The following is an 11,200-nucleotide window of genomic DNA, read 5'->3' as shown; positions in this document are numbered from 1 at the left end:
GACAGGCGGCGGCATCGGTCTTGCTTGTCGACGGGGCGGCACGCCTAACGCCTCGCCCCGTTTCTCAGAGTATTCCTTGCGCACTGTCATGGCGACAACCGCACCAGGCGCCCCGCGCGGCGACGGAGTGAAGGCGGGGGCGTTGCACCAGACGATGAACCGGTACGAGGTCAAATACCTCGTGGCGACGAAGGACGTCCCGGGGCTGATGGCGGACCTGGCGCCATACACGCGCCCCGACCCGCATTCGCCGGAGTGGGGGTACTCCATCAGCTCGGTGTACTGGGATACCCCCGACCTGGCGCTGTTCTGGGAGAAGATCGAGGGAGTGAAGTTCCGCCGGAAGCTGCGCTTTCGCCGGTATGGCAACGCCCCGGACGTCTTTCTCGAGATCAAGGGTCGTGAGGACCGCACGCTGCACAAGCGGCGCATCCAGTGGCCGGTGGAACGGGTGCAGGCGGTGTTTGGCGAGGGCGATGTGCGCGTGGACTGGTCGCAGGTGCAAGGCGACGAGGTGGCGACCGAGGTGGCGCTGATGGTCCAGCGACTGCGCCTCGAGCCTCGGATGGCGATCCGCTATCGCCGGCGCGCCCTGTTTGGCCGTTTCGACCCCGAGCTGCGCATCACGTTCGACGGTCGCATCCTCTACCATCCCCGCGACTTCTCGCTCGTGCGCCCCTTCGAGGAAGGGCGGTCGGTGATCGACCCGCGCGTGACCGTCCTCGAGATCAAGTACGACCATCGCGCCCCCATCTGGCTCACCAAGGCAATCTGCGAGCGCGGACTGCAGGTGGTGCGCATGTCCAAGTACTGCACGGCCGTCGACAAGCACTACTTTGGCGGCGCGAATACCTGACGCAGCCCAGACCCCACATCCGGAGAACGACAGTGGACGAGTTCCTTCGCCAGGGCGCCCCATCGGGCAACACCTTCGGCCTCATCGAAGTCTTCGTGGCGCTCGGCCTGAGCTTCGTGCTCTGCCTGATGCTGGCGTATTTCTATCGCCAGTCGCACCGCGGCCTCTCCTACTCGGTGTCGCTCGTGCACGCCATGGTGCTGCTGGGCGTCACCGTGTCGGTGATCATGCTGATCATCGGGAGCAACATCGCGCGGGCGTTCACGCTGGTAGGGGCGCTCTCGATCATCCGCTTCCGCAACCCCGTCAAGGATTCGCGAGACGTCGCCTTCATCTTCATGGCGATGGCAATCGGCATGGCGGTGGGGACCGGTTTCTACACGACGGCGGTGGTCTACACCTTCTTTGCCTGCGGCGCGGCCTACGCCATGGCGCGCTTCGGCATCGGGAGCTCGACGCGTCGCGAGCAGCTGCTCAAGGTCCACGTGCCGGCGTCGCTCGACTACGCCAACGCCTTCAGCGAGCTGTTCTACCGATCGCTGCGCGAGTACTCGCTGCTGAGCGTGGAGACGCTGCGCGACGGGAGCCTGGTTGAGCTGGTGTACTCGGTCGAGTTCAAGCCGGGAACGGCGGACGCGGCCTTCGTGGATGAGCTGCGCCGGCTCACCAACGGCGCTCAGGTCGCCCTCCTGACTGGGCGGGAGAACATCGACGTCTGATGACGGTGCGGAGCGAGCCGGTCCAGGCGCCAACGCTGGTCGCCGCCTTCCGCCGCCACGAGCGGCGGCTCGCGGCGTTGTGGCTGGCGGGCACGGCGCTGCTCTGCCTCATCACGCTGGTGCGGCCGGCGCGCCAGGCCGTGCTCACGCTGCTGGGGCGCGCCGTCGATCGCTACGAATGGCGATGGAACGAGCGGCTGGGCGACGGGGTGGCGCTCTACCAGCGCGGTGACTTCGCGGGGGCCGCGGCGTATCTCGAGCGACTCGACGGCATCTACCCGGCGCGCTCCAATCGCTTTGCCCGCGACCGGGAACGCGAGTACCTGCTGCGCATTCTCGCCCTGAGCCACGAGAAGGCGGGAAAGAGCGGCGCCGCGATGCGCACGTGGGAGCGGCTGGTCGCCTTCGACTCGCTGAACTTCCAGAACCACGTGGGTTACGCCCAGGCTGCGCAGCGGCTGCTGAGCGGTTGGGCCATGGCCGAGGAGGCGAAGGACGGCTACGCCGCCGCCCTGCGCAAGTTCCCGGCGCACCTGCCATCGGTGCGCGGCTATATGTCGTACTACATGGACCGCGGCGAGTTCGAGCCCGTGGTGACGGCGTGGGAGGCGTACCTTGGCAGCTACTTCCCGCAGCGCGTGACGGTCGCGTTAGGCGATTCCAGCGTCACCGTCCTTGTGCCCACCGACGGGGAGGCGCACGACGTGGAGTTCGCCTTCACGCAGCCGGCCCCGGCTGGCGAGCTGCACGTTCGCACCGGGGGGTTCGCGGTAGCGCTCGACTCGGCGGCGGTGGTCACGGCCTTGCGCGCCGGCGACGCCGCGGGGCGTGCGCGGGTGCCCCTCGACCTGTCCACGCTTCGCGCCGCTGACATGGCGCGCGACACCATCGCCTGGCTTCCCAAGGACACCACGTCGGCGCTGGTCGTTCCCGTGCCCGGCGTGGGTGCGCCGATTGCGCGCGTGCAGCTGCGCCTGCGGTTGTTCAAGCCCGCCGACCAGGGGACGTGGGCCATGGTGCGCAAGAGCTACCGCAACCTGCTGCGGTGGGACGCGCTGGCGCATGCGCGCCTGCTGACCGCGACCTTTGTCGACGCCGCCGACGCCGACCGGCTCTATGCGCAGGTTCGCTGGCTTCCACCCGGCGTCAGGGGAGACGCGCCATGACGACGCCGCGCACCAGCGCCGGTGCTCCCGCTGCGGCCGTCACGGAGCGCGGCAGACCAAACGTGCTGCAGCGCCTCTGGGCCGGGCTGCGCTTCCGCGATGCCCTCCTCGTCTCGATGCTCCCGCTGGCGGCGCTGACGTTCCTGTACGGGGCGGCGGCGCGCGACTACGCGCATGCGCGGGAGTACGACGACTACTTCTCGAAGGCGCGGTCGATCCAGTCGCTGTTCAGCGCGCGCGTCGACGGCGTGCGCTCGCTCCCGCGCGGGTTGCAGCTGCGGGAGTCGCTGTCCCCCGAGGACACGGCGCCGGGCATCGTCCAGCTCAGCCTTCCCGCGGTGCGCTGGGACTCGATGGAGATCGATCGCGAGAACGAGTGGGGCGCCTGGCTCGACGCCGACCTCAAGTACGGCAAGTCGGCCATCAAGGTGCGGGTGCGCAAGCGCGGCGACAACAGCGTGCACTGGCTCACCGAGAAGCGGTCCATGACGGTGCGCACGCCGCGCGACGACTTCTTCAAGCGCTTTCGCCAGTTTGGCTTGTCGGGGAAGGATGTCGTCCCCTCGTTCCTCGCCAACCGCATGTCGCAGGAGTACGGGCTCCTGGCGCCGTCCACCGACATCGTCGCCGTGTACCTGAACAACCGCTTCTACGGCACGTTCCGGTTCGTCGAGGTCGTGGACGAGTCGTTCCTGCGCCCCTTCGACCGCATGCCCGGGAACATCTTCCGCGGCGACGCGGCGGAGCGCGGTTCCTACTACAAGGGGCAGAACCGCAACCTGTTCGAGAACCTCGTCCCGTGGGATCGCGCGTCGGCCAACGACCGCGTGACCTCGGCGGGGACGGGTCAGCTCCGCCTCCTGCTGCAGGACATTGCCGGGACGACATTTGCCGACCATGAGCGCCTGATGCGGCGTGTGTACCGCGGCGAGTTCGCGCGCCTGCTCTCCTACCTGTTGCTTGCCGGCGACCCGTACCACGACGACGCGGTCCACAACCAGCTCATCTACGAGGACCCGTCCACACAGCTGCTGCATCCCATTCCGTGGGATACGCGGCTCATGGACCTGGCTGTCCCGCAGCAGCCGGTGAACCCGTGGTACCAGGCGATGATGCGCGACCCGTTCGTGGTCGACTCGGCGGTGGCCGACCTTGCCTCGCGCCTCAAGGACGACGCCTTCCTCGCGCGGCTCGACTCCATCGTGCGCGGCGTCGAGCATCGCTACGCGAATTACCTGGCCTACGATCGCCTGCGAGGCGCCCTGATTCCCGACGTGGGGACGGGCGACGAGGCGATGGCATTGATCCGCCGGAATGCGCGGCTGCTTCGCCAGCGGCTGTCGGACGACACCGTGGCCATCAACGCCACGCCGGCCGCGGGGGTGACGATCGTCGACCTGGAAACGCGCGGCTGGGTTGGTGCGGAGCTGCAGGGCTTCACGACCACCGCGGCGCCCGCGGGGGCGGTCACCGTACGGCTGGATCGCAACCTCAACGGCGTGCTCGACGAGGCGGACCCCGCGGTGGCCACGTCGGTGACGCGCGACGCGGGCGGTGCCGCGCAGTTGCAACTGGCGACACCGGTCGTGCTCTACTCGGGATGGGACGCGACCGGCCCCGAGATCCGTCGCGGGCACGTCCCGTACCGCCTGTTCGTCACGGGGCTGCCGTCAGCCACAACGCTCGCCCCGCGCCTCACCAACCGTGTCACGGGGGCGCCGGCGGCTGGCGTGTCGTGGGAGGCGGGGGGCGCGGTGCGTGAGGGGACCGGGTGGCACCCGTGGCGCTTCGCCGAGTCGCGCGGATCGGTCCATCGCCTCGCTGGCGACGTGCGCCTCGAGCAGACGCTCGTGATCGCCGCCAAGGACACGCTGGTGATCGAACCCGGCACGACCATCCGCCTCGCGCCCGACCAGTCGCTCGTCTCCTATGGTCGCGTGCTCGCGCTGGGCACCCGTGAGCGCCCGATCCGCGTCCTGCCGCTCACCGAGGGCGTGCCGTGGGGGACCTTCTCCATCCAGGGGCATGGCGCGGACAGCAGCATCTTCCAGTTTGTCGAGGTGGCGCAGGGGGGCGGCGCGATCGTCAACCGCGTGGAGTACATCGGCATGTTCAACATCCACCGCGCCGACGGCGTGGTGGTGGAGCACTCGATCTTCCGCGACAACCTGCGGAGCGACGACACCTTCCACGCCCTGCACACGCGCTTCTACCTGCGCCACTCCTCCGTCATCCGCGGCAACTCCGACGCGATCGACCTCGACATCGCCAGCGGTGAGCTCATCGACAACACGATCGTCGACGCCGGTGGTGACGGCATCGACCTCATGACATCGACGCCGCGCATCATCGGCAACCGCGTCAGCGGCTCGGGCGACAAGGGGATTTCCATTGGCGAGGCGAGCACGCCATTCGTCTTCAACAACGACATCTTCAAGTGCAACATCGGGATCGAGGTGAAGGACCGCTCCGACCCGATCCTGCTGCACAACCGCGTGGTGGACAACAAGACGGGGTTGCGCGAGCGCCGGAAGAACTGGCGTTACGGCGGCGGAGGCTGGGCGACGGTGGCACAAACGATCTTCAGCGGTAACCGGACGCCGCGCGTGCGCGACGAGTTCTCGCGCCTCACGCTTGCCGGCGTGGCGGGGCTCGACTCGGCGGGGTCGGCGGTGGTGGTAGAGCCCTCGGACCTTGCGTGGCTGTACCGCATGGAGGGGATCGCCGTGCCGCCAGGCGCAAGCCCGGGGCTGGTGGCTGGGTGGCGCGAGGTGGCGCCCACCTCACCCGTCGACGTCCAGAGCTTCACCGACGACTTTGCCGACGTATCGGGTGGATGGGTGGCGAGCGGCGGGATGACACGCCTCGAGAAGCGTCGCGACGCGCTGGTGCTCGAAGTCTCGCGACATGCGGGACGCGCCGCCCGCGCCGTGAGATGGTCGCTGCCGGCGGGCGGCTCGCTGGTGCTCGAGTTGGCGGGGCGCGACGCCGGATCGTCGCGCGCCATCGTGCACGGCGATGGGGCGACCGCGGACGTGCAGCGCGACTTTACGCTCGGAAGCGATCCCGCCACCGCGCACTTCGTGACCGTCGCACTCCCGCCGGGCACCTACCGTGGTGTGGCGCTCGACCTCGCGCCCGTCCCGGGGCTCACGGAGGTCGATCCGAACTCGGGGCTCACCATCCCGCGCGGCGCGCGCCTCAACCTGCGCGGCTACCGCGTGATCCCGGCCTCGCCCACCACGCCACCGCGCCCGACTCCACGGCCGTCCAGATAGATGTCTGCACCACCGCACATGCCCGCAGCGCGCGCGCCTCGAACGAGTGGGGGCGCGCGGCGTCGCCTGGCGACGGGCGCATTGCTGCTGACGATGTCGATTGGCGTGGCCGCCGCGGCGGCAATCGCCCAGTCGCCGCCAGGATCACAGGTGACGGCGTCGTCACAGCCGACGGCGTCGTCGCAACCGACGGCGTCATCACTGCCCACGCTTCCCCTGTCGTCGGCGTTCGGCGAGCGCCCCTCAGGGCTCACGGGAGGCCCGCCGGCTCCACCGCGGATCGCCGCGGGGGCGCCGTACTCGTTCGTCGTCATCGGGCACCTGCGCGGCGACGCCACGGGCCCCAACTCCAAGTTGCCGGAAGTGGTGCAGGCCATCCGCCAGCTGCGCCCGGACTTCCTGGTCCTCACGGGCGATGTCGTGTGGGGCGAGACCGACAAGCGCGTTGCCGGGTACGCCACCGTGCGACGCGAGTGGGAATATGTCGACTCGGCGCTCGCCACGCTGGGCGTCCCGGTGTACCGCGCCCCCGGCAACCACGACATCAACGACATCCCGACGCGCGACATCTATCGCGAGCGGTACGGCATCCTTCCGCAGTCGGTTGCCATCGGTGACTCGCGATTGATCCTCCTCGCCAGCCCCTGGATCCCGGCCGACGGCGACACACGCAAGAATCCGTTTGTCCGCCCTCCCGATCTCGAGCCGGCGCAGAAGGACTGGCTCGCAACCGAACTCGTCAAGCCGGGCTTTGCACACACGTTCGTCATCATGCACCACCTGTTCTGGTGGCAGGATGAGGATGGACCGTGGTGGCGTGACGTGCACCCGCTGCTGGCGAAGGGGCATGTCGACGCGCTCTTCTCGGGTGACTACGGGCCGATGAAGTTCTCGCACCTCACGCGTGACGGCGTGCGCTACTTCCAGACCTCGCTGGAGGACTCGGTCACGAAGGAGATCCAGCACGGGATGATGTCGAGCCGCCTGCTCTCCTCGCAGTTCGACAACTTCCTGCAGGTGCGCGTCGACGGCCCATCGGTCGACGTGAAGGTCCACACCATCGCCGAGTCGTCGACCGCGCAGTTCACGCCGCAGACGTGGAAGTTCATCAACGCGCCGCCGACGCCACTGCCGCTGGGGCGATGGCTACTCACCGTCGTCGGGCGCAAGAGGCTGGCAGCGGTTGGCGCGCTGCTCGTCGCCTGCTTCGTCGCCGGATTCGTCGTCGGGCGGCGGGGTCGCCGCGCGCGTTAGGCGGGCCTGGCGCGCGTCGCGCGTTACGCGAACGGTGCGGCGGCGCGCAACGCGGCCACCGCGCGCCGCACTCCCGCGTCGAGCGATGGATCGGGATGCCACCCGGTGAGCCGTTGCAGCCGGGCGATCGACACGGCGTCGTGCGCCATCTCCTCGGGGCGCGTGGGAATCGCGCCGAACGCCAGGCGTGCGCGCGCGATGCCCAGCGCGTCGGCCGCCGCCTCGGCGAATTCGCGGACCGTGTGAAGCCGTCCCGTGCAGAGATTGACCGGCTCGCCGGGCTCCGGGTGCGCGTCCGCCAGCCGCAACAACCCTTCCACCACGTCGGCCACGTAGGTGAAGTCGCGCCGCTGCGTCCCCGCCGAGAGAGGAATCGGCGCATCGCCGGCCCCAAGGTCGACGATCGACGGGAGGAGGCGCCCCGCATGTTCCCCCGCCCCGTAGACGGTGAAAAGGCGCGCCGTCACCGCCCGGCTCGCGCGCCGAAGGGCAACGGCGCGCACCCCCTCGGTCCCCGCCAGCTTCGTGATGCCGTAGCGTGTGGTCGCCATCGGCACGGTGTCCTCGCGCAGGTCGCCGTGCGCGGTCCCGTACTCGAGCGCGGAACCAGCGTGCACGAGGCACGCGCCCCACGAGCCCGCGAGTTCGGCGAGCGCAACGGGAAAGTCGCGATTGATCGCCATCGCCAGCCCCTCGTCCCGCTCGGCGCGGTCCACGCCGTAGCCGACGAGGTTGAAGATCGTGTCTCCCCCAAACGCCAGCAGATGGCGTTCCATCGAGTCAATGGTGCGCGCGTCTCCAGCCGCAACGCTCACCGTCGGTGCGACGGCGCGCTCGCCCGGCGCCTCGGGAGAGAGAACGGCGCCCGGCCACTGGCGTCTCAGCGCCTCGAGGTCTCGCGCAACGAGCAGCAGCGCATCACCTCGCGACGCCAGAGCGCGCGCCACCCATCCGCCAATGAAGCCCGTTGCGCCGATGACGACGCTCCGGCGCCGCCTTCCCGCCAGCAGTGCTTCCGTGTGAGTCTCGTTGGGCATGAGGGCGGTCGCGGATCGACGCGTAGGGCGATTGGGGGTGCGCGCAGGGGAAGAGAGGCGAGCGCGAGCACGCATTGTCTTCCGGGACGAGCGCCCGCGCCAGCCCCATCGGCTTCCTTCTTGCTCCCCGCCCATCGGCCAACCGTCGCCACGACCGCTCCCAAGTCGCCGCCAGGCACCCTCGCCTACATGGACGCCCCGATCGACCGTCTCCACTTCTTTAGCCCATCGCCTTGCGGCGACGCGGTGACCACGTGAGGCGATCACTCCCTGCCACGTCGGCGCTTCTGTTCGCGCTGGCGCTCCCCGCGCTGCTGGGAACGGATGTCGTCGAGAGCGCCGCCGCGCTCTGGCGCCTGGGGGGCTCCGCGCACCCCTACTGGATTCCCGGCGAAGCCCTTCGGCTGTACCTGCTCTTCCCGGTTGTCGCGGTGAGCGCCTGCGTCCTCTTCCTCACGCCGGGGCTCCTCACCGTCCAGGCGTTGCGCGCGGCCAACAATGTCGGCGACTGGGTGTTGCGCGGCATTGCGGTGTCGATCGTCCTCGTGAGCGTGGCCGCCACCGCGGTGCAGTCGATCCTTGGCGCCACGTTGCAGGGGCGAGGATTTGCACTGGTCGTCGTCGCCCTCTCGGCGGTCGTCTTCGTCGTTGCACTCGCGGCGGGGCGGCGCGACGCCGAGATGCCGTGGGACTCCGGCGACAAGGCCGTGGCCCTTTCGCTGCTCGTCATGCCGGCGGCCCTGGTGGCAGTCCTGGCCCCCAAGTTCCTGTGGGAGAGCCTGAACGGCGACGGCGCGCACTCGTTCGAAGCCGCGCGCCGGATGCTGTATTCCGCCTCGCCGTTCTTCTCGCCGGCCGCGGGAGGGATGTCGACGTATCCGGGGCTCAAGACCTTTCTCCCCTCGTACCCGATCTCGTGGTTCGTCCGCCTCTTTGGTGAGACGGAGGGGGGGGCTCGTCTCCCCTTCATCCTCATGCTGGGGGCGACGTATGCCGGGCTGGCGGCGCTTCTCAAGCGCCCCCCCGATGCCCCGAAGGCGGACCGCTGGCTCCTCTGGGGCGGCCTGGCCGCCTACACGACCGTGATGGCCTTCGACGCATCCTACGAGGCCTATCACGCCGACATCGCCCTCCCCGGCGTCGCCGTGACGCTCACCGTCGCGATGGGGCTCGGCCTCATCGGGGCGACGATTCGGGGTGAGGGGAGGTGGATGGCCTTCTTCGTCGCGCTCCTGTACGCGACCTCGCCCGCCGGGCTCCTCTTCGCCGGCTTCTGGCTCGTGGCGATGCTGCTCGCCCTCCGCCCGCTGCGCATTCGCGAGGGGGCGATCATCGTCGCCTCGCTCCTGGCGTGCATCGCGGCGGAGAAGGTCGTTCCGGGGCTGATGTCGGCGCTTGGTGCGGCGCCACCGGGGACCGAGCACGCCACCGGCTCGCTCGCCAAACGGTTGCTCGCCCTGCAGTGGCGCGAGGTGAAGCGCGTCGCGTACGTCGTCCTTCCCAGCGGCATCGTCCCCGCCGTGATGCTGCTGGCCTGGTGGAGACAGAACCAGTTGGCGCGTGCCCTCTCCCTCCTGTCGGCGGCCGTCTTCGTTTTCTTCTACACGCAGCAGCGATTCGCCGTGCACTTCTTCGCGCCGGCGATGATCCTCCCGCTGGCGGTGTGCTGGCGCGCAGCGCCCCGGTCGTGGTGGTTCAGGGGAGCGATCGTCGCCGGCGCGCTGATCGCCATCGTCGCCTCCCTTCCGCCGACGACCACCCCCTGGCTTGGGACGCGGGAGGTGGGGATGGCGCTGGAGGACCGAACCGGGGGGTATCGCGCCGGCGATCCGCTCGTCTTCAAGCGCAGTGAGTTGCTCGTGGCGCTCTTTCCGCCGCCGGCCAACCCGGCGGTCCCGGAAAAGTCGTACGGCGGCTCACCCCTTGCGTGGAACTACTATGCGAACCACCGGGACAGCACGGTCGCCCCGGCGTACGTGCTCCTGCGCCCCGGCGATCCGCCCCCTGCTGGCGGGTTCCTTGCCAAGGAGAATGAGGCCGGGGCGCTGTACGTGCTGGACTCAGTCGCCCTCGGGCGGCATCGGGGCATTCGTCCCGGCGCGGGCGGTATAGCCCGCGTGTATCGCCTTCCCAAATCCACGCTGTTCGGTCGATGACTGAGTTCAATTCGGATCGCGATCCCTACGAGGGGAGCACGGCGACCAGGCGGGAAACCGTCACCGAGCTGTACGACAACTACTTCAGCACGCGCTTCGGCTTCGATGCGCGGCGCGACCTGGTGTGGCGCGAGGTCGTGCGGTGGCTGCAGAACCGGTACATCCCCCCCGATTCGCGCGTGCTCGACCTGGGCGCCGGCTACTGCAATTTTGTCAACAATGTCAGCGCGCGCGAGAAACACGCGGTGGACGTGTTCACGCGCTTTCCGAGCTTCGCCGCGCCGGACGTGCACACGCACGTCTCGTCGGTGACGAGCATGGAGTTCTTCGAGGACTCCATGTTCGATGTCGCCTTCGCCTCGAACCTGTTCGAGCACCTCAATCGCCCCGACCTGCTGATGCTGCTGCGCGAGATGCGGCGCATTCTCAAGCCGGACGGGCTGCTGATCCTGATGCAGCCGAACTTCAAGTACTGCTCGGCGACGTACTTCGACGACTACACGCACATCCAGATCTTCACCGACGCATCGCTGTACGACTTCCTCGAGGCCTACGGCTTCGCCATTCGCGATGCCTTCCCGAAGTTCATGCCGGTGAACATGAAGTCGACGCTGCGCCTCAACCTGCCCATGCTCCCGCTCATCGTGCGCACGTACCTCTCCATGCCCTTCAAGCCATTCGCGGGGCAGATGCTCATGGTGGCGCGCAACACCAAGACGAACGACGAGTAATCG

The 11,200-nt window shown here is 69.1% G+C and carries 8 protein-coding genes; 7 read left to right on the top strand and 1 reads right to left on the bottom strand.

Annotation, left to right across the window (positions count from 1 at the left end; genetic code table 11):
• Window positions 1-88 precede the first annotated feature (88 nt).
• The 5 genes from IT359_02910 to IT359_02890 are packed head-to-tail and all read left to right on the top strand — an operon-like array spanning window position 89 to window position 7,273.
• Window positions 89-856 carry a polyphosphate polymerase domain-containing protein gene (locus tag IT359_02910; protein ID MCC6927921.1) on the top strand — a complete coding sequence of 256 codons (768 nt, stop codon included), beginning with the start codon at window positions 89-91 and terminating at the stop codon, window positions 854-856.
• A 32-nt stretch (window positions 857-888) separates the two neighbouring features.
• Complete coding sequence (locus tag IT359_02905; protein ID MCC6927920.1) at window positions 889-1,575, top strand: DUF4956 domain-containing protein; 687 nt, start codon at window positions 889-891, stop codon at window positions 1,573-1,575.
• Complete coding sequence (locus tag IT359_02900; GenBank protein MCC6927919.1) at window positions 1,575-2,741, top strand: hypothetical protein; 1,167 nt, start codon at window positions 1,575-1,577, stop codon at window positions 2,739-2,741. The genes IT359_02905 and IT359_02900 overlap by 1 nt, the downstream gene beginning before the upstream one ends.
• On the top strand, window positions 2,738-6,019 hold the full coding sequence (locus tag IT359_02895) for a right-handed parallel beta-helix repeat-containing protein (GenBank protein MCC6927918.1): 3,282 nt from the start codon (window positions 2,738-2,740) through the stop codon (window positions 6,017-6,019). The genes IT359_02900 and IT359_02895 overlap by 4 nt, the downstream gene beginning before the upstream one ends.
• A gap of 18 nt (window positions 6,020-6,037) precedes the next feature.
• Window positions 6,038-7,273 (top strand): metallophosphoesterase, encoded by a 1,236-nt coding sequence (locus tag IT359_02890; protein ID MCC6927917.1) that lies wholly within the window; start codon window positions 6,038-6,040, stop codon window positions 7,271-7,273.
• A 23-nt stretch (window positions 7,274-7,296) separates the two neighbouring features.
• Here IT359_02890 and IT359_02885 read toward each other — a convergent pair whose 3' ends face one another.
• Window positions 7,297-8,310, bottom strand: a complete 1,014-nt coding sequence (locus IT359_02885) for an NAD(P)-dependent oxidoreductase (GenBank protein MCC6927916.1) — start codon at window positions 8,308-8,310, stop codon at window positions 7,297-7,299.
• A gap of 254 nt (window positions 8,311-8,564) precedes the next feature.
• On the opposite strand from IT359_02885, the gene IT359_02880 reads away from it, so the two are divergent.
• Together IT359_02880 and IT359_02875 are read left to right on the top strand one after the other, a co-directional pair.
• On the top strand, window positions 8,565-10,466 hold the full coding sequence (locus IT359_02880; protein ID MCC6927915.1) for a hypothetical protein: 1,902 nt from the start codon (window positions 8,565-8,567) through the stop codon (window positions 10,464-10,466).
• Entirely contained in the window at window positions 10,463-11,197 is a 735-nt protein-coding gene (locus IT359_02875; protein MCC6927914.1) for a class I SAM-dependent methyltransferase, read from the top strand. Before IT359_02880 ends, IT359_02875 begins: the two co-directional genes overlap by 4 nt.
• Window positions 11,198-11,200 lie beyond the last annotated feature (3 nt).

This window comes from Gemmatimonadaceae bacterium (assembly GCA_020852815.1).
Lineage (GTDB): Bacteria > Gemmatimonadota > Gemmatimonadetes > Gemmatimonadales > Gemmatimonadaceae > SCN-70-22.
Note: the sequence above shows the minus strand (reverse complement) of the source record. Positions and strands in the feature narration are given on the sequence as shown.

Bases quoted from the DNA above. Each gene is read 5' to 3' on its own strand.
- IT359_02885 (MCC6927916.1), bottom strand. From the start codon at position 8,310: ATGCCCAACGAGACTCACACGGAAGCACTGCTGGCGGGAAGGCGGCGC.
- IT359_02895 (MCC6927918.1), top strand. From the start codon at position 2,738: ATGACGACGCCGCGCACCAGCGCCGGTGCTCCCGCTGCGGCCGTCACG.
- IT359_02890 (MCC6927917.1), top strand. From the start codon at position 6,038: ATGCCCGCAGCGCGCGCGCCTCGAACGAGTGGGGGCGCGCGGCGTCGC.
- IT359_02900 (MCC6927919.1), top strand. From the start codon at position 1,575: ATGACGGTGCGGAGCGAGCCGGTCCAGGCGCCAACGCTGGTCGCCGCC.
- IT359_02910 (MCC6927921.1), top strand. From the start codon at position 89: ATGGCGACAACCGCACCAGGCGCCCCGCGCGGCGACGGAGTGAAGGCG.
- IT359_02875 (MCC6927914.1), top strand. From the start codon at position 10,463: ATGACTGAGTTCAATTCGGATCGCGATCCCTACGAGGGGAGCACGGCG.